The sequence below is a fragment of the Aliivibrio sifiae genome (genome assembly GCF_002954715.1).
Lineage (GTDB): Bacteria > Pseudomonadota > Gammaproteobacteria > Enterobacterales > Vibrionaceae > Aliivibrio > Aliivibrio sifiae.
On the sequence record NZ_MSCP01000002.1, the window covers coordinates 1,235,781 to 1,259,210 of the forward strand.

The 23,430-nt window shown below is 37.9% G+C and carries 20 protein-coding genes; 8 read left to right on the forward strand and 12 right to left on the reverse strand.

Annotated elements, in window-relative coordinates; all coding sequences use genetic code 11:
• Nucleotides 1-12: 12 nt before the first annotated feature.
• A complete protein-coding gene (gene malQ, locus BTO23_RS16690) occupies nt 13-2,190 on the reverse strand; it encodes a 4-alpha-glucanotransferase (protein WP_105064086.1) in 2,178 nt (725 codons plus the stop codon).
• Between the two features lie 57 nt (nt 2,191-2,247).
• On the reverse strand, nt 2,248-4,701 hold the full coding sequence (locus BTO23_RS16695) for a glycogen/starch/alpha-glucan phosphorylase (RefSeq protein WP_061004292.1): 2,454 nt from the start codon (nt 4,699-4,701) through the stop codon (nt 2,248-2,250).
• Nucleotides 4,702-5,097: 396 nt separating this feature from the next.
• Here BTO23_RS16695 and malT point away from each other — a divergent pair, with 396 nt between their 5' ends.
• Together malT and BTO23_RS16705 are read left to right on the forward strand one after the other, a co-directional pair.
• On the forward strand, nt 5,098-7,803 hold the full coding sequence (malT, locus tag BTO23_RS16700) for an HTH-type transcriptional regulator MalT (RefSeq protein WP_060992845.1): 2,706 nt from the start codon (nt 5,098-5,100) through the stop codon (nt 7,801-7,803).
• A gap of 94 nt (nt 7,804-7,897) precedes the next feature.
• Nucleotides 7,898-8,818 carry a polyprenyl-phosphate transporter gene (locus BTO23_RS16705; RefSeq protein WP_105064087.1) on the forward strand — a complete coding sequence of 307 codons (921 nt, stop codon included), beginning with the start codon at nt 7,898-7,900 and terminating at the stop codon, nt 8,816-8,818.
• 104 nt (nt 8,819-8,922) lie between these two features.
• Here BTO23_RS16705 and BTO23_RS16710 read toward each other — a convergent pair whose 3' ends face one another.
• Nucleotides 8,923-9,528 (reverse strand): TetR/AcrR family transcriptional regulator, encoded by a 606-nt coding sequence (locus tag BTO23_RS16710; RefSeq protein ID WP_081091579.1) that lies wholly within the window; start codon nt 9,526-9,528, stop codon nt 8,923-8,925.
• 179 nt (nt 9,529-9,707) lie between these two features.
• Between BTO23_RS16710 and BTO23_RS16715 the strand changes: the two genes are divergently transcribed.
• Both BTO23_RS16715 and BTO23_RS16720 read left to right on the forward strand, forming a co-directional pair.
• A complete protein-coding gene (locus BTO23_RS16715) occupies nt 9,708-10,823 on the forward strand; it encodes an efflux RND transporter periplasmic adaptor subunit (RefSeq protein WP_060992843.1) in 1,116 nt (371 codons plus the stop codon).
• Nucleotides 10,824-10,825: 2 nt separating this feature from the next.
• The gene (locus tag BTO23_RS16720; protein ID WP_105064088.1) at nt 10,826-13,873 is read left to right on the forward strand and encodes an efflux RND transporter permease subunit; all 3,048 of its coding nucleotides are present in this window, start codon (nt 10,826-10,828) and stop codon (nt 13,871-13,873) included.
• 75 nt (nt 13,874-13,948) lie between these two features.
• Here BTO23_RS16720 and focA read toward each other — a convergent pair whose 3' ends face one another.
• The 3 genes from focA to BTO23_RS16735 form a co-directional block, all read right to left on the reverse strand.
• Nucleotides 13,949-14,797, reverse strand: a complete 849-nt coding sequence (focA, locus tag BTO23_RS16725) for a formate transporter FocA (RefSeq protein ID WP_061029216.1) — start codon at nt 14,795-14,797, stop codon at nt 13,949-13,951.
• Between the two features lie 168 nt (nt 14,798-14,965).
• Nucleotides 14,966-15,151 (reverse strand): hypothetical protein, encoded by a 186-nt coding sequence (locus BTO23_RS16730; RefSeq protein WP_060992840.1) that lies wholly within the window; start codon nt 15,149-15,151, stop codon nt 14,966-14,968.
• Nucleotides 15,152-15,212: 61 nt separating this feature from the next.
• Nucleotides 15,213-15,782, reverse strand: a complete 570-nt coding sequence (locus tag BTO23_RS16735) for a DNA-3-methyladenine glycosylase I (protein WP_061004281.1) — start codon at nt 15,780-15,782, stop codon at nt 15,213-15,215.
• 117 nt (nt 15,783-15,899) lie between these two features.
• On the opposite strand from BTO23_RS16735, the gene BTO23_RS16740 reads away from it, so the two are divergent.
• The 4 genes from BTO23_RS16740 to BTO23_RS16755 all read left to right on the forward strand — a co-directional run bounded on the left by BTO23_RS16740 (nt 15,900) and on the right by BTO23_RS16755 (nt 18,405).
• Nucleotides 15,900-16,340, forward strand: a complete 441-nt coding sequence (locus BTO23_RS16740; protein ID WP_105064089.1) for a hypothetical protein — start codon at nt 15,900-15,902, stop codon at nt 16,338-16,340.
• On the forward strand, nt 16,337-16,894 hold the full coding sequence (locus BTO23_RS16745; protein ID WP_105064090.1) for an SCO family protein: 558 nt from the start codon (nt 16,337-16,339) through the stop codon (nt 16,892-16,894). Before BTO23_RS16740 ends, BTO23_RS16745 begins: the two co-directional genes overlap by 4 nt.
• A 45-nt stretch (nt 16,895-16,939) precedes the next feature.
• On the forward strand, nt 16,940-17,386 hold the full coding sequence (locus BTO23_RS16750) for a copper chaperone PCu(A)C (RefSeq protein WP_060992836.1): 447 nt from the start codon (nt 16,940-16,942) through the stop codon (nt 17,384-17,386).
• Between the two features lie 122 nt (nt 17,387-17,508).
• On the forward strand, nt 17,509-18,405 hold the full coding sequence (locus tag BTO23_RS16755; RefSeq protein ID WP_060992835.1) for a DMT family transporter: 897 nt from the start codon (nt 17,509-17,511) through the stop codon (nt 18,403-18,405).
• A gap of 80 nt (nt 18,406-18,485) precedes the next feature.
• Here the strand turns inward: BTO23_RS16755 and BTO23_RS16760 are convergent, their stop codons facing one another.
• The 6 genes from BTO23_RS16760 to BTO23_RS16785 all read right to left on the reverse strand — a co-directional run bounded on the left by BTO23_RS16760 (nt 18,486) and on the right by BTO23_RS16785 (nt 23,367).
• The gene (locus tag BTO23_RS16760; RefSeq protein ID WP_105064091.1) at nt 18,486-18,743 is read right to left on the reverse strand and encodes an HP1242/YdcH family protein; all 258 of its coding nucleotides are present in this window, start codon (nt 18,741-18,743) and stop codon (nt 18,486-18,488) included.
• A gap of 137 nt (nt 18,744-18,880) precedes the next feature.
• Complete coding sequence (locus BTO23_RS16765; RefSeq protein WP_060992834.1) at nt 18,881-19,684, reverse strand: siderophore-interacting protein; 804 nt, start codon at nt 19,682-19,684, stop codon at nt 18,881-18,883.
• Between the two features lie 34 nt (nt 19,685-19,718).
• Complete coding sequence (gene vctC / locus BTO23_RS16770; RefSeq protein ID WP_105064092.1) at nt 19,719-20,480, reverse strand: iron chelate ABC transporter ATP-binding protein VctC; 762 nt, start codon at nt 20,478-20,480, stop codon at nt 19,719-19,721.
• An 8-nt stretch (nt 20,481-20,488) separates the two neighbouring features.
• Nucleotides 20,489-21,439 carry an iron chelate uptake ABC transporter family permease subunit gene (locus BTO23_RS16775; protein WP_105064093.1) on the reverse strand — a complete coding sequence of 317 codons (951 nt, stop codon included), beginning with the start codon at nt 21,437-21,439 and terminating at the stop codon, nt 20,489-20,491.
• Nucleotides 21,432-22,367, reverse strand: coding sequence for an iron chelate uptake ABC transporter permease subunit VctD (vctD, locus tag BTO23_RS16780; protein ID WP_060992831.1), 936 nt, complete (start codon nt 22,365-22,367; stop codon nt 21,432-21,434). Before vctD ends, BTO23_RS16775 begins: the two co-directional genes overlap by 8 nt.
• 94 nt (nt 22,368-22,461) lie before the next feature.
• Entirely contained in the window at nt 22,462-23,367 is a 906-nt protein-coding gene (locus BTO23_RS16785) for a siderophore ABC transporter substrate-binding protein (RefSeq protein WP_105064094.1), read from the reverse strand.
• Nucleotides 23,368-23,430: the final 63 nt, after the last annotated feature.

Here is a 23,430-nt window from a genome sequence, read left to right on the forward strand (position 1 = left end):
TAAATACTCCTATTATTTTCGGCTAGCTTGAGCTCGAATGTCAGTTAAACGCTTAGTTAACTCATTTACTTCTTGGCGATTAAATATTTCATCCAAGGTAATTGATAACTTACGACGCCAGTTTGGATATTCATCAACAGTTCCCGGTATGTTAACTGGTTTATCCATTTCTAGCCAATCTTCAAGCTGTAAACTGAGAAGCGTGCTCGATCCTGCTGCTAAATGATACTGAAGCGCATCACTTAAATGCCTATCCATAGGAACATAAGACGCATCACGACCAATACCTTCCGGAAGGTAACCATGAAAGTCAACGCTATTTAGTATCTCTTGCTTTGATTCAGCACGAGTTTTAAATAGCTCTTTCAATTGTTCAGGATCTGGATAAAGACCAATTTCTTCGCCCATTTTTAAATCATCACAATGCCAAAAGCCACGTAATGTCGGCATATCATGAGTACATAATGCTGACATTGATTGCTCTTGGTAATGCGTTGGAGAATAGAATCCACCATCTTTTGCTGTTTCGAAGAAGAAAACTTTATAAGAATGAATACCTGCATCCGCTAATAAATCAACAATCTCATCAGGTACAGTACCGAGATCCTCACCAATAACAGAACATTGATGACGATGGCTCTCTAAAGCAAGGATCGATAACATGTCTTCTACTGGGTAGTACATGTACGCGCCTTTAGTTGCATCTTCACCTTTAGGGATCCACCACAAACGTAATAAACCCAATACATGGTCAATACGTAAGGCACCGCATGCTTTCATATTTGCACGAAGTAACTCAATGTAAGCATCATAAGCCGTTGATTTTAATGTATGAGGGTTTAATGGTGGTAACCCCCAGTTTTGACCTAGAGGGCCTAAAATATCAGGTGGCGCACCAATACTAACATCCAAACATAAATTGCCATGATCAGCCCATGTTTCTGACCCTGAATCTGCAACCCCTACCGCTAAATCACGATATAAACCAACATTCATACCTTTGTTTTCTGCAAAATGTTGAACGTCATTAATTTGTGTAAATGCAATCCATTGTAAGTACATGTATAAATCAACTTGATCACGGTTATCCGTAATAAATTGCTGTACTTGCTTATTATCAAAATGCTGAAGTTCGCTTGGGAATACTGGCCAACCCCAAATGCTTTGGTCTTGTGTGTAAAGCGTATTATGTAACGCATCAAAAGCAGCTTGATGAAGTAAGCTTTCTCCGCCCTCTTCTACAAATGCCAAGAATGCATCTGCTCGTGCACTATTTTTGTCAATATGACGCGCTTTAAACTCTTCAAAAAGGAAAGGTAATACGCTCATTTTAAGTGATGACACTTCTGTGTAATTCACCCAATGAGATTGACGCGCTTCATTTAATCGCTGTTGGAATTTAGCGCTACCGACTAATTCTTGAGCTTGGTTACATAATGCAAATTCAGGAACTGAACACACATCAATGTATAAAATATTCAACCAACGACGTGATGATGGACTATACGGACTTGCGCCTTCAGGGTTTGCAGGGAACAATGAGTGAATTGGGTTGAGACCCACAAAATCACCACCACGATTCGCAATGTCACCAACAAGTTGTTTAAGATCGCCGAAATCACCAATACCCCAGTTATGAGACGTTCTTAATGTGTAAAGTTGGACACTTGGGCCCCACATTTTTTTGCCTTGATTGATCGCGTTTTGCTTAAAACATGCTTTTGGAGTGACAATTAATGTCATTACATACGGTGTTTTACGGCGTTTGCGAATAATCTCTAATGTATGGTATCCCCAAGGTAATACAGGCAGAGAAAATAATAATACGCCACCATTATCACGGTCATCAGCAACAACTTGAGATTGTAAATATCCCTCAAGGATTTCACCTTCTTCTGTCGTTACTTTCCAGCTGAATTCGCTAATACGCGCACTTTTACCTAGGTGCATTTCAACGTGTAAAGGTTCACTGTCTCTAATGACTTTTACTGCCGCTAACACTTCTTTCTTCTGCATTTTTTCAGAAGACGTAATCAGTGTTTTATCATTCTTAGTGTCATAACCTAAAGAAGCCAGTAAACGAGTTAAGGTCTCATCACTGACTTTTGCTTCATCGCCCCAAGCACTTACGTAACTATTTGCTAGCCCAGCCTGCTCTGCGATTTGATGTAGTACATTATTATCTTTCATCGCTTTTTCTCCAAGGGCAGCATGATACTGCCCTCATTTATCTACTTCTAAATCAAATTAACGTTTAACCGCTTCTAGTTTCCAAATGTTATTTACATAATCACGGATACTACGGTCAGAACTGAATTTACCCACAAGAGCAGTGTTTAAAATAGCCATTTTTGCCCACTGTTTTTGGTTACGATATGCCGCATCAATGTCATTTTGAGCACGTACATAATCAGCAAAGTCAGCCAATACTAAATATGGGTCACCACCGTAAAGCAAATTGTCACGTGTTGCAGATAGTAGGCCCACTTTACCTGGAGTAAACTCATCACCAGCAAGAAGATCTAACGATGCTTGCAATAATGAGTCCGCTTCATAATATTTATACGGATTGTAACCAGATGCTTTAAGTGCTTCGACTTCATCAACATCTAGACCGAAGATAAAGATATTTTCATCACCAACTTCTTCGCGGATCTCAACGTTTGCTCCATCCATCGTACCGACAGTCAATGCACCGTTTAGCGCCATTTTCATGTTACCAGTACCAGATGCTTCTTTACCTGCGGTAGAGATTTGCTCAGACACATCCGCTGCTGGGATGATGATTTCAGCCATACTTACACGGTAATCAGGAATGAAGACAACTTTTAAGAAATCAGACACACGAGGGTCATTGTTTACTTTCTCTGCCACTTTATTAATCGCAAAGATGATCTCTTTTGCTAGGTGGTAACCCGGCGCGGCTTTTGCGGCAAAGAAAAACACTCGTGGATGCATATCAAAGCTAGGTTCGTTCAAAATACGGTGGTATAGAGAAAGAATATTTAGCAAATCTAAGTGCTGACGTTTGTATTCATGCAAACGCTTAATCTGAACATCAAAGATTGCATCGGTATTTAATTCAATACCCATGTTCTCTTGAACCCAATCAGCTAAACGTTGTTTATTTTGCTTCTTAACCGCCATGAAATCTTTTTGGAATTTTGCGTCATCAGCAAATTTTGCAATATCACGCAATTGATCTAAATCTGCTGGCCAGTCATTACCAATTTTAGTTGAAATCAAGTTAGAAAGACCTGGGTTACAGAACTTCAACCAACGACGAGGCGTTACACCATTCGTTACATTCGTTAATTTACCTGGGAAATATTCATTAAACTCAGGGAATAAATCACGCTTAACTAACTCTGAGTGAAGTGCCGCTACACCATTTACCGCGTAAGAAGAAACTACACATAAATTCGCCATACGCACCATACGGTGTGTGCCTTCTTCAATAATAGAAAGCTTACGCAGCTTATCTACATCACCAGGCCACTTAAGTTTAACGCCTTCTAAGAATAGGTAGTTAATGTGATAAATGATTTCCATGTGTCTAGGCAGTAAGCGAGAAATTAACGATTCGCTCCACGTTTCTAATGCTTCAGGAAGTAATGTGTGGTTCGTGTAAGCAAACGTCTTAGAACAAATAGCCCAAGCCGCATCCCACGTTAAATTACGCTCATCCACTAAAATACGCATCAACTCAGGAATACCAATCGTTGGGTGTGTATCATTTAATTGGATCGTTTCGTATTTTGGAAGATCTTCAATTTTATGACCTGCCGCATCATGACGACGTAAAATATCCGCAATAGAACATGCACAATGGAAGTATTGCTGCATTAAACGCAGTGTTTTACCTTTCTCATGGTTATCATTAGGGTACAAGACTTTCGTTACGTTACCCGCATCAATCAAAGCGTGTTGCGCTTCGAAATAATCACCATTATTAAAGCTTGCTAGGCTGAACGGTGCTTTTGCACGACATTCCCATAAACGTAATGGGTAAACGGTATCACTTTGATAACCTACAATTGGTAAATCCCAAGGCATACCTTCTACTGACATTCCAGGAACCCAACGACGCTTCTCTTCACCATCAACAATATGTGTTTCTACATGACCATAGAAACCTGCATTTTGAGCGAAGTCTGGGCGAGCCACTTCCCATGGGTAGCCTTCTACACCACACCATGCATCTGGAGCTTCTTGTTGACGTCCATCTTCAAAAGACTGACGGAATAGACCGTATTCGTAATGAAGACCGTAACCAATAGCTGGGAACTCTTGTGCAGCCAAAGAATCCATAAAACAGGCAGCTAAACGACCTAAACCACCATTACCTAATGCTGGATCGCGTTCTTCTTCTAATAAATCAGTCAGATTATGTCCTAACTCACCCATTGCATCCGTAATGTCTTCATAAAGACCCATGCTAATTAGGTTGTTACCCGTTAAACGACCAATCAAAAATTCTAACGATAAGTAGTTTACGCTTCGTGCATTCTTAATTTTCTCATCATTTTCAGTGTTAACAAGATCAAAAGTCGTCAGTTCAGCTAGGGCTTTACCCATTGCTAAGTACCATACTTTTGACGCTGCTGTTTTTTCATCAGCACCAAATGTTGTTACTAAATGCTGTTTTACAGAAGCTTGAAATGCCGCTTTATCAAATTTTTTGATGTTGTTCTTTTTCATCTTTTGTCTCTCACGAAAGTTCATAAATCAACTGTGATTAATCCTGCCTGTTTCGTCTAGGGGTCACATCCTCCTTCTTAGGGGGAGGAGAATAAAAAGAGATAAGGCGTAGCTAAAAGGAGAAAATATAGTGTGATAAGACGCAAGTTTTGTAGGCTTACAGAGAGATTAGACGTGATGATAAACACACTTTTACAGCATAAAACACAAAATGATAACAAGATCACATTTTTAAACATTCAGGAAATTACATTCAACACCGTACTAGAAGCTATTGATTTATAAATCAAATCACAACTAAAAGAGAACTTAGATCACATTTATAGGGCGTAGAAGAGACATTTCTTCTCATTATTGAGGATAATCTTCTTAGTATTTTTAAGAAGAACAATAATTATGTTAATACCATCGAAATTACATTTTCCAAGGCGCTTACATAACGCAATTATCAGACAGAGAGTATTAGACACTCTATCTGATGCAATGCATTACAAGCTTGTTTTGTTTCGATCTCCCGCTGGCTACGGTAAAACAACAATGGCTGCGCAGTGGCTATCAAATAAAGAAGCCACTGGTTGGTATAGTCTTGATGACGGCGATAATGATGAATTCAAATTCGCAAAGTACTTTATTCAAACCATCAGCAATGCCACTGAATTAGAACTCCAACACTCTAAAGCATTAACTGAAAAACGGCAGTTCGCTTCTTTATCCAGTTTATTTTCTCAGGTCTTTACTGAGCTTATTCCATTCGAAGGTGAAGCTTACTTTGTGCTTGATGACTATCACCTAATCACGAATGAAGCGATTCATTTAGGCTTGAAATTTTTCCTTAAACATCTGCCTGATAATCTCACCCTTGTTATTACCAGTCGCTCTCAACCCCCTCTTAACACGGCAAACCTACGTGTTCGAGATTTATTAATTGAAATAGACAACCAAAGCTTAGCTTTTGATCAATCAGAAACGTCTCTATTCTTTAATCAACGTCTTAATGACGATATCGACCAAGAAGCGATTACCCACGTTCGAGAGCACGTCGAGGGATGGCCTTCGGCTTTACAATTAATCGCCTTACACAGCATTCAAAATAATCAGTCTTTAAGTAATTCAGCTCAAGCAATGGAGCAACTTAATCATGCTCATTTATGGGATTATCTTGCAGAAGAAGTCTTTGACCATTTAGATAAAGAAACACAACAATTCTTAATGCGCTGTGCCGTATTTGAACATTTTAGTACTCAGCTATTAACAAGTGTGACGGGACGAAACGATGCCCAACTATTAATTGAAAACTTAAACCGTTTTGGTTTATTTATTAATAGTGATGGTGAAAAAGGTGACTGGTATAAATTCCATAATTTATTTGCTGAATTTTTAACACATCAACGCCAAAATCATCTTGCGCATGAAGAAACCCATCTACAACAAAAAGCGGCTCATGCATGGTTATCTAATAACAATATTTATCAGGCACTTCGTCATGCTAAAAATGCGCACGATGATGTTTTAGTCGCAGAAATATTAACTCAACACGGATGGTATTTATTTAATAATGGCGAACTTACGTTACTCGAATCTACGATTAAAGGACTTGAACCCGAAGTATTATTCACCTCCCCACGTCTGGTGATTATTCGTGCGTGGTTAGCACAGAGTCAGCACAACTATTTACAAGTGGATGATCTGATCTCTGAAGGTCAGCGAGAAATGTCTGAACGAAACATTACGTTAGACAGGCACATGCAAGGTGAGCTTGATGCCCTACGCGCTCAAGTTGCTATTAATAAGAATGAACCTGAAGCTGCTCTCGCCTTTGCAGAAAAAGCCCTTGAAGAGTTGGAAACCAATAAATACCGTAGCCGTATCGTTGCAACATCTGTTATTGGTGAATATCACCATGTATCAGGTAATCTTGCACAAGCGCTTGCATTGATGCAACAAACTGAAAAAATGGCCATGACTTATGGCATTTATCATCAAGCGTTATGGGCAATCTTACAACAAAGTGAAATCTTAATGGCGCAAGGTTTTATGCAAGCGGCTTTTGATTTACAAGATAACGGTTTTAAACTAATTAAAGATCAAGACTTAGGTCAATTGCCACTTCATGAATTCTTATTACGTGCACGAGCTCAAATTTATTGGTTCTGGTTCCGATTTGATGAGGCAGAGCAATACACGTGGAAAGGCTTAGACGTACTGTCTCCATTTGATGAAACAAAGCACTTACGTGGTTATTCAATGCTGGCACGTCTTGCTGTTGCTCGCGGAGAACTAGATAAAGCAGAGCGATACCTTGAGAAATGTCAGCAGCTTTTAAGCCAAGCTGATTACCACATCGATTGGAAAGCTAACGCTTCTTCAGCTCAACTGTTCTATTGGCAATCAAAAGGAAACACAGAAGCCATTAGTTACTGGTTAGCTCATACTGAAAAGCCAGAAACTCGCTGTAATCACTTTACTCAACTTCAGTGGCGAAATATCGCAAGGGCGCATTTCCATTTAGGCGATATTGAAAAAGCAATCAACACCTTACAAGCATCACAGATTATTGCTCAACAACATAAACTGATTACTGACATTAATCGTAACGCCATTATGGAGTCGGTTCTGTTGTATGAAAACAAACAGATAAATGAATCGATTGAAGCAATACACCTTGCAATTAAACAATCAAATCAAACGGGTATTATTGGCAGTTTCTTAATGGCTGGCAGAGACATTTTAAAACCTTTAGCTAAATTACAGCAAAAAGGAAACATCACAGAGCTTGAAAAACATCGAATTGAACAGTTGCAAAAAGCATTATCTAATAATGAACGTTCTCGCTCTGCCCATTTTGATGAAGCCTTTATTGAAAAAGTAATTAACACCCCAGAAGTGCCAGAATTAATCCGCACTAGTCCTCTTACTCATAGGGAGTGGCAAGTGCTCGGCTTAATTTATTCAGGGTTTAGTAATGAGCAAATTGCGGTTGAATTTGATGTAGCACCAACAACCATTAAAACTCATATTCGTAATTTATATCAAAAGCTTAACCTACCAAACAGAAAAGCAGCAATTGCAATGGCAGATGAGCTTGTTAGTATGATGAAATAATCACTTTTACGACATTCTTTCCACAAAACTTATGTATAATCATAAAATATTTATGCATTGTGCATAAGTTTTTCTTTATCTATATAGAGCTAAAATGAACTATTTAACGACATTCTTCAAAGGAATGGCAATGGGCGCAGCTGACGTTGTTCCTGGAGTATCTGGTGGTACGATTGCCTTTATTACTGGTATTTACGATACGCTTTTAGAAAGTATCCGCCGTATTAACCCTTCAATTTTAGGATTATGGAAACGCGAAGGATTTAAAGCCGCATTTGCCCATATTAATGGCTTTTTCCTTATCTCTCTTTTTGGTGGGATCCTTACTAGTATCTTAACGCTAGCAAAATTCATCACTTGGATGCTTCATACTCACCCAATTCCATTATGGTCATTCTTCTTTGGATTGATCATCATTTCAATTATCCATATAGCAAAACAAATTGAAAAATGGTCATTAGATCGTTTTGTTATGCTATTAGCAGGGGCAGCATTTGCTTATAGCATTACCGTGCTAAACCCAATGACAATGACACCATCAACCTTCACTTATATCCTTGCTGGTTCTATCGCTATTTGTGCGATGATTTTACCAGGTATTTCAGGCAGCTTCATCCTTCTGCTTATCGGTATGTACAGCCCAGTTCTTGGTGCCGTAAAATCATTAGATTTAGTAACTATGGGTTTATTTGCTTCAGGTTGTTTGATTGGTTTATTAAGTTTCTCACATGTACTTTCTTTCTTATTAAGAAAATTTCGTGATATTACGTTAATCTTTTTGACTGGTTTAATGGCTGGTACATTAGGTAAAATCTGGCCTTGGAAAGAAGTGATTGAATGGCGTATTAACTCAAAAGGTGAGCAAGTGCCGCTTATTGAGCATAACTTATCTCCATTCAATTATGAGCAAGTAACACAACAACCTGCATTAATTGGTTTTGCTGTTGCTGGTGTCGTTCTGGGTATCGGCTTAGTGGTTGGCTTAGAAATGTACGCAAAGAAAAACGAAAAATAATCTTCTAATTTTCGTATAAAAAACACTATTAATACAAAATGGCAATTAAGAAAAAGGATCATACACCTCATCTTAATCGCCATTTTTATGGAAAAAATTAACTCTTATTTAATACCATAAGATTGAATAAAAATAGACGTTACCGTATCAACCTTACTCTTCATTACTTCACCTGTTGGCTCAGTATCTAAATTCATTACCTGAGGCCAAAAGAATAGCCCTTGAAATAAGCTCACGTAAACATCAGTCATCAATTTCGAATCAACATTCTTTAGTCTTCCGGCTTCAATCGCTGTATTAAACCACTGTGTAATTGCTCGAATACTATAAATGTTTTTAATCAAATTTTTTGCCATTTCTGGTTGGCGTAAAAATTCCATCACGATGGTACGAGCAAGTGCTATTCCGTACGTTTGATAAAGTATTTCGATTTCTTTGTAAGCAATCTCATTTAACTGTTCTTCAGTGCTTTTTTCATCATCAAATTGATAAGAAACATTTTCATTAACTGAATTATTAATGATGGTTAATACGGATTCAAACAACACTTCTTTACTTTCAAAATGACGATAAAGCGTACGCTTAGACACCTCAGCAGATGACGTGATTCTGTCCATATTGGCTGAAAGGAAACCGTGCTCAATAAACTCTTCTTTTGCTGCATTGATTATATCAAGGTGCTTTTGTTGTGAACGCGTCAGTTTTTTCATAGTCCCTCCATCAATAAACTCATCGTATTCTACCTACTCAAAATAAAAATGTATACGCGAGAGTTTACTTTGTAATATTTAAACCATAAAATAAACTCAATAGTTTACTTTATTACTAATGAATAACATATCCGTTCATTTTATGTTCAACCACACTCTATTTCATAAGGAATGAGCCAATGAGATCAACTATCTCTACAGTAATGTTAATTAAAAAAACCGTATTGGCTGTTAGCCTTGCGATTGGCACTCTAATGGCGTCAGGTTGCGACTCAAATAGCCTACAAACCAACACTGCACAAACGGTGACGGTTCGCCCTGCCCTTATTGAAGTCATTGCTCCAAGTATGAATGCACAATTACGTTTTAACGGCGTTGTACGCTCTGCGGAACGTGCTGATCTGGCGTTTAGAATGAATGGACGTATTATTAACGTGCTTGTTGCAGAAGGCCAACAAGTAACAAAAGGACAATTATTAGCGCAGTTAGATCCTCGTGATGCAAAAACAGCACTAGAGTCAGCGCGTGTTGAATATAAAAACAGTCAAGCAGAATACAACCGTGGCAAAGCGATTTACGAGAAAAGCCAAGCCATTGCTAAAAGTGATTTAGACACACTAAGTACCCGCTATAATTTAACAAAAAATCGATTAGAAGAAGCAAAACGTCAATTAGAATACACCCAATTAACTGCTCCTTTTGATGGTATTGTTGGGCGTAAAATGATCGACAATCATGTACAAATACAAGTGAATAGCCCTGTATTGACCATTCATGATCTTGATAACTTAGAAGTACTTATTAATATTCCAGACAGTGTGATGTTAGGTGAATTAAAAGGCTCAGAAGCAATTGCTCAGATCAGTGCGATCCCGAGTGAACGCTTCCCTCTTGTACTAAGTACTTATGGAACTCAAGCCGATCCCATTACTCAAACCTATCCAGTCGTTCTGAAATTTAAAGATTTAGGTGGCTTTAATGTATTACCTGGCATGACAGTAAAAGTAATTCCAATCTATCCAACTCCTACTGTCGAAGAACATTCATTAATTACCGTACCTCTTACTGCTATCGTACCAGATAACAAAGGGGGGCAATTTGTGTGGGTTGTTGATTCACACAATCAAGTACAGCAACGTGTCGTTAATACAGGTGAATTATTAACTAATCGCGTAGTAATTACGAAAGGATTGCAGATAAATGATCGCATTGTCATTGCTGGCGTTACCAGTATAAAAACTGACATGATCGTAAAACCCTATTCTGAACAATCAGCAATGAGTCACGGGGAATAAAAATGGACATTGCACGTTATACCATTACTAAGCGTACCTCTGTGTGGGTGCTTATCACTCTGATCCTATTTGGCGGCTATTTAAGTTACTTAAAATTAGGTCGCTTCGAAGATCCTGAGTTTGTCATTCGCCAGGCGGTCATTAATACACCATATTCAGGGGCAACCGCTCAAGAAGTATCTGATGAAGTCACCGATATTATTGAAGGTGCCGTTCAATCACTTCAAGAAGTCAAAGAGGTCAAATCCGTCTCGAAACAAGGCATGTCAGAAGTCACCGTCGAGATCAAACTTGAGTTTGCTCAAGGCCAAGCCGCTTTGCAACAGGTATGGGATAAGTTACGCCGCAAGATCAGCGATGCTCAACGTTTATTACCTCCAGGTGCGCATCCATCAATTGTTAATGATGATTTTTCTGACGTATATTCATTATTCTTTGCTGTAACTGGCGAAGGTTTTAGTGATAAACAACTGCAAGACTATGTGGATGATTTGCGCCGTGAACTAGTTCTTGTTCCTGGTGTAGCCAAAACAGCAACATTAGGTGAACGCCAAGAGACCATTTTTGTAGAGATGTCGAGTGAGCGTATGGCGCAGTTTGGTGTGTCTGCTGAAAAAGTATACCAAGTACTACAAAAGCAAAACATCATCACTGTCGCTGGCAGTATTGAAACCAATTCAATGCGGATCCCCGTTATTCCAAACTCAGGAATTAACTCAATTAATGATTTAAATAACTTGCAAGTTAATCTAGGTGATCATAATACGGTACTTCGCCTTGGCGACATAGCAACGATTACTCGTGGGTATCAAGAACCAACCTCAATGCTCGTTCGTTACAATGGTGAACGTGCTGTCGGTTTTGGTATTTCAAATGTCTCTGGTGGTAACGTGGTTGATATGGGAGATGCTGTAAAAGCCCGTATTTCAGAACTTGAAAGGCAGCGTCCATTAGGCATCGAACTTAACATTATTTCCATGCAATCTGATTCGGTTCGCGCATCAGTAACCAACTTTATTGATAACTTAATTGCTGCGGTAGTCATCGTATTTGTCGTATTACTATTGTTCATGGGATTACGCTCTGGAGTGATCATTGGGTTTGTTTTATTACTAACCGTTGCTGGTACTTTATGCATAATGCTCATTCAAGATATTGCCATGCAAAGGATCTCTTTGGGGGCTCTGATCATTGCATTAGGTATGCTAGTAGATAATGCGATTGTTGTGACTGACGGCATTTTAGTTCGCTTACAAACTACGCCAAATGACAGTCGTGATGAAATCGTTTCTGATGTTGTTAATGCAACAAAATGGCCTTTACTTGGAGGGACAATTGTCGGGATTTGTGCGTTCAGTGCTATCGGTTTATCTCCATCAGACATGGGCGAATATGCTGGTTCTTTGTTTTGGGTGATTTTATATTCCATGTTATTAAGTTGGGTATTCGCGGTCACCATAACACCAATGCTGTGTTATGACTTTTTAACGGTAAAAGCCATTGATAATCAAGCCCCAGCGAGCCGTATCAGCCAACAATACCGTCAATTATTAACTTGGGTATTAGCCCATCGAGGCATTAGTGTAAGCCTACTATTAATTGTTTTATTTACTTCAATCTATGGTGTCCGATACATTCCACCCGGGTTTATGCCTGAATCGCAACGCGCTCAATTCGTGGTTGATGTCTATTTACCACAAGGTTCTGATATCAAACGCACCGAAGAAACTATTGCGGGAATAGAACAAGACGTAAAACAAAAAGAAGGTATTACTAATATCACCAGTTTTGTTGGCGGTGGGGGTCTGCGCTTTATGCTAACTTATTCGCCAGAAGCGCGTAATCCAAGTTATGGTCAGCTATTGATTGATATTGATAATTATAAAAATATCGCGCCATTATTGATAGAACTACAAACTGAATTAGATGATAAGTACACTGACGCGTCAATAAAAGTGTGGAAATTCATGCTAGGTCGTGGCGGCGGTAAAAAGATTGAAGCAGGGTTCAAAGGTCCAGACAGCCATGTATTACGTCAATTAGCAGAACAAGCCAAAGCGACGATGCTAAATGATCCACAACTGATCGCTGTTCAAGATGATTGGCGTCAACAAGTTCCGGTATTACGTCCTCAGTTTTCAGAAGAGAAAGCACAGCAATTTGGGTTAACGATACAAGAGATCAATAAAGCCATCGCTCAAACTTTATCTGGACGAAATGTTGGTGTTTATCGTGAAGGTAATGATTTAATTCCGATCGTTGCTCGCTCACCAGAAACTGAACGTAATCATCAGCGTGCAATTGAAAATACAGAGGTATTTAGTCCCGCAACAGGCAGCTTTATCTCAGTAAGTCAGTTCATTGAGTCATCAAATCTGGTTTGGGAAGATGCCATTCTACGTCGAATTGATAGAATGCCGACCATTTTAGTTCAAGCAGATCCAGCACCGGGTGTATTAACTGCCGACGCATTTGCACAAGTGCGAACGAAGATTGAAGCAATAGACCTTCCATCTGGATATGAACTGATTTGGTATGGCGAATATAAAGCTTCTAAAGATGCGAATGAAGGCCTCGTCATTTCTGCTCCTTATGGATTTGCAGCGATGATCTTAGCGGTTATTTTTATGTTCAATGCACTGCGCCAACCATTAGTCATTTGGTTAACGGCACCACTGGCAATTATTGGGGTTTCAATAGGCTTAATTGTGTTTCAAACCCCCTTTGAATTTATGGCAATTCTTGGATTCTTAAGTCTTATAGGAATGATGGTGAAAAATGCAATCGTACTTGTTGACCAAGCAGATGTTGAGGTCGGTCATGGAAAAGCGCCTTATCACGCAATTATTGATGCATCATTAAGTCGTGCAAGGCCGGTATTACTAGGTGCATTAACCACAATATTAGGAGTTGCACCATTGCTAATTGATCCATTCTTTAAAAGTATGGCGGTAACTATTATGTTTGGTTTACTGTTTGCTACGATCTTAACCTTGGTAGTAATTCCTCTCTTTTATGCGATATTTTTTAGAATAAAGACAAGCCAATAACTGTAAATTTCAGGTACAAAAAAAAGGAGCGTTCAATACGCTCCTTTCTTTACAATCTATGTCAGAAACATAAGATTAATGGTGATTTGGTTCACGCAGATAGATAATCCAGTAACCCATACCAACAAAAATACCACCACCGATGATGTTACCAATTGTCACTGGGATCAGATTATTAATCACAAAGTTACTTAGTGTTAAATCAGCAAAATCTAATGCTGTATAACCACTTGTCGACCAAAACTCTGGAGAAGCAAAAGTTTTTATACCAACAGCCATTGGGATTTGGAACATGTTAGCAATACAGTGCTCAAAACCTGCAGATACAAACATTGCAACAGGAAGAATCATCACTAAGATTTTATCCGTTAATGTACGGCCAGAGAATGTCATCCATACACCAACACATACCAATACATTACACATAAGGCCTAGCGCAACCGCCTGCCAAAAACCGTGATGTAATTTATGCTGTGCAATTTTCATGGTATTAATACCAACAGCACCGCCATCACTCATGTATTGTTTTGCAACTAGCATGATACCAACTAACAGCATCGCACCAATAAAGTTACCAATATAAACAACAGCCCAGTTAGCACATAAGCTTTTCCAGCTTATTTTTCCACTTGCACGAGCAACTAATGTTAATACCGAGCTGGTAAATAGCTCACCACCAGTAACAACCACTAAAATAAGACCAAGACTGAAGGCTAAACCACCAATAAAGTGAGTCATCCCCCAAGGCATATCTTCAGCACCGGTGGTCACTGTAGTATAAAAGATAAAAGCAATACCAATGTGTATACCAGCGGTAATTGCTAATAAAAATGATTTAAATGGGTCTTTAGTTGCTTTTGCTACGCCAACTTCAGCAGCGCGTTCAGCCATTTGTGGCGGTAATAAAGAGTCGAACTGGTTCATATTAGAAACATTTTGATACAAGTGAAAAGGAAGTCGGATAATCCTCCTATTTTGTATGGAATACAAGCAATTTTCTGACGTAAAAGCATTAAAAATGAGAAAATTTACAACGACCTGACAAATAGAAAAAATGAGAGCTAGTTCACACTCAATAAGTAAATATAAGATTTATATTTTGATATCTACCTTATCTTTATGCCGACGATCTTCTTTAAATCTTCTCTCATATAAAACAGGTTTTGATGGGTAATTACGTCTCTCTTCCTTTTTACGTAATTCTTCTTGGTATGTCCCATCAACATCTACCGTTTCTATAATTGTTTCTTTTGAGTTTGGTAAGGATTTTTTATCCATAATTGTCCCTCCCTATCTATTGCAGTCTACCTACTTTAAAACGTTCACATTCAAATGTTACTCATATGTTATTATTAGCATAACAAGGACAATTAACCAAATGATCATTTACAACACCCGTTGCTTGTAAGAATGCATAGCAAATAGTTGAACCTACAAACTTAAAACCACGTTTTTTTAAATCTTTACTTAGCTTATCCGATAATTCTGTTGTAGCGGGAACCTCTGCCATTGTAGCCCAATGATTTATAATCGGTTTATCATCAACGTAACTCCAGAGATACTGAGAAAAACCACCAAACTCTTTTTGTATTTTGATAAATGCATGTGCGTTAGTTATTACTGAATTAATTTTTAATCGATGACGAACAATACGTGCATCTACCATTAGTGCTTCGACCTTTGCTTCATCGTATTGACTTATTTTTTCAATATCAAAATTATCAAATAACAATTGATAGCCTTCACGTTTCTTTAAAATAGTCGACCAGCTTAAACCGGCTTGTGCACCTTCCAATGTTAAGCATTCAAATAATTTGCGTTCATCGTAAACCGGCACCCCCCATTCATTATCATGATAATCTCGATCAAGATCCGATACTTCAGCCCACTCACATCGTTTTTTGTTCATTTCTCATTCACCTTTGCTTTAGGTTATTAACTAAGCTCACATTACCACAACAAGTATTCTATCCAGAATTTACCTTATGTTACCATTTATGCATATTTTTCTTGAGCCATTATCTATATGAAGATGCTTACTTCTACGGTTAAAATTTTATCGCTACTAGCCTTATTCTTTATCGGTTTCTTTTTCTCAGAGCTAACAACATTAGTAAAGAGTCACATAACACCGACAATTACTGTTGAAGAAAGTTGTCAATTATCTAGCCATGCTTGTGTAAAAAACGGCGTAACAATTAAATTAGAGAGGGATACATTAACACCTTTAGAATCTAGTTCTATTAGTGTTAATTGGCCAAACTCTATGGCTGAAAATATTGTGGTTTCTCTTGAAGGACTAGATATGTCTATGGGAAAGCCTCTCTTTCAATTGCATAAAACAACAAGCGAAACCTATGAAGGTAAGATCTTATTGCCAATATGCACCCAAAATACCATGACATGGATTGGAACCATCAGTGACGGTTCAAACTCAATTCCTATTTCATTAAAGGCTGTACAATGAAAAAAACCATACTGATTATCGCTCTGATTCTATTAGGATTTGGCGCTAAACAAGCTTACCTATCTTTTTCCAAAGCAGACACTGCACTTTATGGATTAGAAAATAAAAAAATCGCTCTGTTCGATCTGAATGATCCTCGTATCCGTATCGTTTACTTTGGGTTTACTCGCTGCCCAGATGTATGTCCAACCTCTCTCGCCATGTTGTCTGGTGCATTAAACCAAATAGACGCCAACACGCTGGCTCAATTTCGTCCAATATTTATTACGCTTGATCCAGAAAGAGACAACCCTGAGCATTCCGCCGAATATGCTCACTACTTTCATTCTACTATCGAAGGCTCCTCTGGATCTCTAGAAGCAATAACAATGCTAGCCGAGCGCTATGGCGTTATCTTTCATAAAACAGAACTCGCAGACTCTGCATTAGAGTATACGATTGACCACTCTTCTTACTTTTATTTTTTAAAACCCGACGGCACTTTAATAACAAAAGTACCTCACACCACAACTCCAGAACCAATCGTGGAAGCGATACTTTCTCTTTCACAATAATAATTAGTGTCAATCATTGACCATAACCCTTTAAAGGAATATCTAATGAAAAAAACAATCTTTGCTCTAAGTGCACTTTTATTAAGCTCAACGGCTTTTGCTCAAAGCGAATTGGTAATTGAAAACCCATATGCGCGCGCAACACCACCAAATGCCGTTAATAGCGCAATCTTCATGACAATTAAAAATACAGGCAATGAAGATCGCACATTAATATCAGCAAGCACATCAATAGCTAAAAAAGTGGAACTTCATACTGTAGTTAAAACCGACGGAATGATGAAAATGCGCGAAGTTGATACCATTGATATCCCAAAAAACAAAGATGTGATGCTAAAACCTGGTGGCCTGCACATTATGTTATTTGAACTAACACAACCCTTAAAAGAAGAAGAGTTTATTGATGTGACACTAAACTTCAAAAATGGTGATAAAGAACAATTCAAAGCACCAGTGAAGAAAGTAATGGCCGGCATGAAACACAAAATGTAATGCTAATCTGGTTTAATACCATTATGTCTTTCTACTAAATCAAAATGTCTGATTAAAGATATATATATTTTAATAGACCTGTCAAACTACATCTCATTACCTATTAACGAGATGCAGATCACATGTATTACCTATTACCATTATTTACCGTCCTGATCTGGGGTGGTAACTCTATCATAAATAAAATGGCTGCATCGGCTATAGAACCAAGTGCTATGAGTTTTTATCGTTGGGCATTTGCAATGCTTTTATTAACTCCATTTTGTTTGCCTTCAGTCATTAAATCACGTCATGTTATTCGCCCTTACCTTTCTAAATTGGCATTTTTGGCATTACTTGGCATGGTATTAAATCAGTCTTTAGGTTATTACGCGGGGTTAACGACAACAGCATCTAACATGTCATTAATTACCTCTTTAGTCCCCTTAATTAGTATCTTTCTTAGCTTACCTTTATTGGGTAAACGCATTTCCAAATTAAGTATTGTAGGTGCAGTAATTTCATTAGCAGGGCTGACATTTATGCTTGGTCATGGAGATATTACTTTCTTCTTACATCAGCCTATAACTGAAGGCGATGGCTTGATGGTAATCGCTGCCTGCTCTTATGCTGCTTATTGTGTTTTACTCAAACGTTGGAAAATGCCAATCTCTAGTTGGCAGTTAATTTATATGCAGGGCATATTTGCAGTTGCTATGCTAACGCCACTATGGTTGACCAGCGACAGTTTATTACCAACTGAACGTTCTATTCCTCTTATTATGTACGCATCAATTGCCGCGTCTATTTTAGCGCCTTGGATGTGGGTAAAAGCCATTGATGTCATTGGTGCAGAATCAAGTGCGATGTTCATGAATTTGCTACCAGTGGTTGCAGTGTCACTTGCCGCAATTTTACTCGGAGAGAAGATTGAGAGTTATCATTTAATGGGTGGGTTAATGGTTATTTCTGGTGTCATTTTAGCTCAAGTAAAAACTAAAAAAGCCAAACAAGAAGCAAGTGTACTCGTTAAAGCATAATCATTATTGATAATGAATTTATATAGAAAAGCCGACTATCTGCTAGTCGGCTTTTTCGTTTTGAGTTCAATCACTTGATATTAATTACTTGCGGTCTCATGATGCGCTGTCAGTTGCTTATACAGAATGTCTTTTAACTCCATACGCTGCAACTTTAATGTATTCATATTTTCATCATCAATTGGACTGCCTGATATTTCCAATTCTCTAATGTCATAATCCAGTTGATGGTATTTCTGTAGCTCAGCCTTGAATGTAGAATCGTCGTGATTTAGCTGAACAATGTCTAATTTAAGCTCCGGAAAATCTAAGATAAAAGCATGGTTTTCATTTAGCATTGGCATTCCCTTTTCAATCAGATTGCCCTCAGTATAAGAGGTATTTCTGAAAATAAATGTGGGGTGTAGCTCAAAAATCATTAAGATAAAAAACGAATTAATTAACCATTCATAACGCTTTATTATCTATAATTACGTTAAGCTCCTGCTAACTGATCTTCATGCTTAGCAACTTTATGCCCATCTTCTGTGCAGCCTTCTTTCCAATAACTACTGATATAAATATCATCTTTATCTATTTCTTTCTCATTACGGAAATACGTACGAAGCTGCTTCATATTATTAAACTCACACGCACTCCAAATAGCCACTCGACCTGGTTTCCATACTTGAGCACGAACAATATTAATTAATTTACTTTCTGTTAAACCATCTTGCTGTTTAACCACCCAGACTATATTAATACCCTCAGGTTTAACCAATACTTGCTTGTCTGACTCATGATTAATTTCAATCACTGCATAACCAATTGCGCCTGATGGCAGTACTTCTAACTTTGCAGATAACGCTGGTAATGCCGTCATGTCTGCTACTAAGAAAAACCAATCTGCCTCTTTAGTAAGCCCTTTGATTGAACCAGGACCAACAATAGAAATTTGACTACCTACTTTAACTTGTTGTGACCAATTAGACGCAAAACCACCACTATCAGCATTAACACAATCAACAGAGTGATGATGACGTACAAAATCCACATCTAATTCGTTCTGCTCTTTACGTAAATGACGAATAGTATAGGTACGCATTTTAGGACGTTCGCCTTCCTCTATCCCAGAAAGATCTGTTCCACCATTCTCATTAAACAATAGCTTGATGTACCCGCCTTCGCTCTCGGTTTCAAAATCAGATAAATCACCAGCTTTAAACGTAATACGCTGCATATTTTTTGTTAGCAGTACGTTGTTGATGACGGTTAATACTCGTGGTGATGGCTTACTCATAAACATGTTCCTTATCTTTTCTATGTACCATCAATTACTGACCGTAGTACATACAAATACGTTGCCCATTAACTTCATGGATATCAAAGTCTGTTTCATAAATCTCTGAAAGAACCTCTTTTCTAATGACTTCAGCAACCGTTCCATTGGCAACAACTTTACCTTTCTTTAATGCCACGATATTGTCTGAATAGCATGATGCAAAATTAATATCATGAATAACAATCACGACCGCTTTGCCTAACTCATGAGCTAACGTTTTAATGTTTTTCATGATTTGCAATGAATGTTTAATATCAAGATTATTCAATGGCTCATCCAAAAATACGTAATCTGTATCCTGAGCTACGACCATCGCAATAAAAGCTAATTGACGTTGGCCACCACTCAATTCGTCTAAATATTTACTTTGGATTGCCGTTAAATCAAGATAATTAATGGCATTGTCAATCACCTCATTATCATGTTTAGTTAATTTACCTTGGCTGTAAGGAAAGCGACCAAAAGCCACCAATTCACGCACGGTAAAACGCATATTTAAATGATTTGATTGACGAAGTACCGACAGCTTTTTTGCTAATGCCTTTGTGCCCCAATCGACCACTTCTTGATTTTCGATCAGCACACTACCGCTGTCTTTCGCTAACAGACGGCTTGCCATTGATAAGACCGTACTTTTACCTGCGCCGTTAGGTCCAATGATTGACGTCACTTCTCCTTTAATGAAAGAAGCTGATGCTTGATCAACCACTTTTTGTTGACCAAATGATTTAGATAATTGAGATAATGAAATCATACGTTTCTCTATTGAATTTTTTGTCTAACTAGCAGTGATAAGAAATACAAACCACCGATAAAATTAATTACTACGCTTAATGTTGTTTCAAACTTAAAGATGTTTTCGATGGCCCACTGCCCAGAAAGCAACATAGACATCGCCATTAAACTGCTGCCCAATAACAAAGTTCGATGACGGTAAGTATGAAAGAATTCTTTAGCTAAGTTTGCCACTAATAAACCAAAGAACATCACAGGACCAACTAACGCTGTAGATACCGAAATTAGAATCGCCACTAAAATAAGTACGTGTTTAGTTACCTTACTTACATCAACACCTAAACTTATGGCGTTATCATTATCAAGCCAAAATACATCAAGGATAGTCGACATTCGGAACAATACCCCACTAATAAGCAATAAAGGAATAACGCAGAAATACACTAACTCTTTATTAATATTATTAAAGCTCGCAAACATACTTGATTGAATCGACGCAAAATCATTTGGATCAACCAACATCATAAAGAAAGAAGATATATTCGAGAATAATTGCCCAAAAATCACACCAAGCAACAATAACGTAATCACATTGCTGTTGTTCTTCTTAAAATAAAAACCAAATAGCAATAATGAAAAACCGATCATAATGACAACTGATAAAGCAAAGTTAACAAATGGATTAATAACTAAAATACTAATGCTGCCAAAAATCACAACGACCAAGACTTGAGTTAACAAATACAAGGCATCAAATCCCATAATACTCGGGGTTAAAATACGGTTATGTGTAATGGTTTGAAACACCAATGATGATTGAGCAATCGCAATACTGGCCAATACCATTGCCAATACTTTAGGTACTCGACGAGATAAGAAGTACTCGTAATTTGATGCATCCAACCCAATACCAATAAATAAAAACGTAAACAGAACCGTAATGAATGCTAACCCTGTTAATTTAATTGAATCAAACATTCTGTTTTCCTTTCACGATAAAGCCAATAAATACGACACCACCAAGAATACTAATGATCATTGAGATTGGAATTTCATAAGGGAAGATAACAATACGACCAACCAAATCACAAACAAGAATAAGAATGGCTCCTACAATCGCGGTTAGTGGAATATTTTTACGTAAATTATCACCATAAAATTGCGCGACTAAATTTGGCACAATTAAACCCAAAAACGGCAATTGACCAACAATCATAACTACCGTTGCTGACATCACTGATACCAGCATAATCCCAATAAACAACACTTGTTTGTATTTGAGGCCAATATTAGTGGCAAAATCTTTCCCCATACCAACAGCAGAAAGACGAGTTGCATACCAATAGCTAATTATTGATATGGGTATCGCAATATAAAGCAGTTCATAGTTACCTTGAAGAATGCTAGCAAAATTCGCAACAGTCCATGCTGAGAGGTTTTGAACAGCATCATATTTGTAAGCAATAAAGGTCGCCGCAGAGGAAACAACATTACCAAAAATAATTCCGACTAAAGGTACAAAGATGGCGTTTTTGAATTGAATACGATGGATAAATTGAATGAACAATAATGTACCAGCAATCGACATACCAAAAATTAACAGTAAATTATCTCCATGACCAAAAATGACTAAGCTAAGCACATAACCAAGCATTGCACATTCAATCGTTCCTGATGTAGAAGGGGCAGCAAATCGATTCTGACTGATCTGTTGCATAATTAAGCCTGCAATACTAAGGCCTGCTCCTGATAACAAAACAGCTAATAAGCGTGGTAAACGGCTAACGGCAAGTAACTCTAACGCCTCGGTATCACCACTGAAAATAGCGTTCAAAGGCAAGTCAGCAACACCAATAAATACAGAAGAAAAGCTCAATACAATAAGAACAAGCAATAACTTTTTCAAAGCTAACCTCAGCCTGAACAAGCGTGCTATCTCAAAAGAAATAGCACGCTTAAAGGGGAATTAAATGTGAGTTATAAATATTAGGAGTACTCGCCTAAAGGTGAATAGATTGCTTTACGTCTGCAATCATTTGATCTGTTGCCGTAACCCCTGCAATCGCTAAGTACCATGCATTAATATCTAAATAAGTTAGGCTATCGTTTTTATACGCATCGGTAGCTTGCACTAGTGGGTTAGCAAACTCTTCACGTGTACGACTTTTGTCTTTGTTGATTAATTTGTCCTTATCAACAATAAGAAGATTTGATGGATTTACATCACGAATATACTCATAAGAAACTAAATCGCCATGGCGAGATTCTTTAATACCTTTAGCTGCTTCTTGGAAACCAAAATCTTTATAAATAGCAGAGAAGCGAGATTGAGCACCAAACGTTGTGATATTTCCACCTGCACTCATTACTGTTAGTGCTGCTATATTGTTCTCTTTATTATAAGTGGCGATTTCATTAATCTCAGCGGTAACACTAGAAATTTTTGCTTCTACTTTATCTTGAATTTCAAACACATGACCTAACATACGCCATTGTTCTTGCGTGCTTTCCCAGTATCCTTTTGAATCAGCTGCAAATACAATCGTTGGTGCAATTTCAGACAATTCTTTATATGCTTTAACGGCACGAGGGCCAATAATAATCACATCAGGTTTTTGCATGTAAATCGTTTCAAAATCGGGTTCATTTAAGCTACCAGATGAAGCAAATTCTTTCGCTTTATATTTCAAAAGGTAAGAAGGCATTGTTGTTGCCTGAGTTACCGCTACTGGTTTAATACCAAAATAATCAACTGCATCTAGTGTGCCAGTCCCGATAACAACAACTCGTTGAGGCTTAGTTTCTAGGGTTGTGTTGCCTAATTGGTGAGAAACCGTAATTGTTTCTGCATAACTTGATGCTGAAACTACCAAACCAAATAACATTGTAGCGATATTTTTTTTCATGCTCTTTACACTCAAGTGATAACCATTCGTATTTAAAGTCACTATAATGAAAATCACTCTCAT

Excerpts from the sequence above, each read along its gene's own strand:
- BTO23_RS16705 (WP_105064087.1), top strand. The coding sequence starts at position 7,898 with ATGAACTATTTAACGACATTCTTCAAAGGAATGGCAATGGGCGCAGCT.
- BTO23_RS16775 (WP_105064093.1), bottom strand. The coding sequence starts at position 21,439 with ATGTTTGATTCAATTAAATTAACAGGGTTAGCATTCATTACGGTTCTG.
- BTO23_RS16710 (WP_081091579.1), bottom strand. The coding sequence starts at position 9,528 with ATGAAAAAACTGACGCGTTCACAACAAAAGCACCTTGATATAATCAAT.
- vctC (WP_105064092.1), bottom strand. The coding sequence starts at position 20,480 with ATGATTTCATTATCTCAATTATCTAAATCATTTGGTCAACAAAAAGTG.
- BTO23_RS16755 (WP_060992835.1), top strand. The coding sequence starts at position 17,509 with ATGTATTACCTATTACCATTATTTACCGTCCTGATCTGGGGTGGTAAC.
- BTO23_RS16720 (WP_105064088.1), top strand. The coding sequence starts at position 10,826 with ATGGACATTGCACGTTATACCATTACTAAGCGTACCTCTGTGTGGGTG.
- focA (WP_061029216.1), bottom strand. The coding sequence starts at position 14,797 with ATGAACCAGTTCGACTCTTTATTACCGCCACAAATGGCTGAACGCGCT.
- BTO23_RS16745 (WP_105064090.1), top strand. The coding sequence starts at position 16,337 with ATGAAAAAAACCATACTGATTATCGCTCTGATTCTATTAGGATTTGGC.
- BTO23_RS16765 (WP_060992834.1), bottom strand. The coding sequence starts at position 19,684 with ATGAGTAAGCCATCACCACGAGTATTAACCGTCATCAACAACGTACTG.
- malT (WP_060992845.1), top strand. The coding sequence starts at position 5,098 with ATGTTAATACCATCGAAATTACATTTTCCAAGGCGCTTACATAACGCA.
- malQ (WP_105064086.1), bottom strand. The coding sequence starts at position 2,190 with ATGAAAGATAATAATGTACTACATCAAATCGCAGAGCAGGCTGGGCTA.
- BTO23_RS16785 (WP_105064094.1), bottom strand. The coding sequence starts at position 23,367 with ATGAAAAAAAATATCGCTACAATGTTATTTGGTTTGGTAGTTTCAGCA.
- BTO23_RS16735 (WP_061004281.1), bottom strand. The coding sequence starts at position 15,782 with ATGAACAAAAAACGATGTGAGTGGGCTGAAGTATCGGATCTTGATCGA.
- BTO23_RS16695 (WP_061004292.1), bottom strand. The coding sequence starts at position 4,701 with ATGAAAAAGAACAACATCAAAAAATTTGATAAAGCGGCATTTCAAGCT.
- BTO23_RS16760 (WP_105064091.1), bottom strand. The coding sequence starts at position 18,743 with ATGCTAAATGAAAACCATGCTTTTATCTTAGATTTTCCGGAGCTTAAA.
- BTO23_RS16750 (WP_060992836.1), top strand. The coding sequence starts at position 16,940 with ATGAAAAAAACAATCTTTGCTCTAAGTGCACTTTTATTAAGCTCAACG.
- BTO23_RS16715 (WP_060992843.1), top strand. The coding sequence starts at position 9,708 with ATGAGATCAACTATCTCTACAGTAATGTTAATTAAAAAAACCGTATTG.
- BTO23_RS16730 (WP_060992840.1), bottom strand. The coding sequence starts at position 15,151 with ATGGATAAAAAATCCTTACCAAACTCAAAAGAAACAATTATAGAAACG.
- BTO23_RS16740 (WP_105064089.1), top strand. The coding sequence starts at position 15,900 with ATGAAGATGCTTACTTCTACGGTTAAAATTTTATCGCTACTAGCCTTA.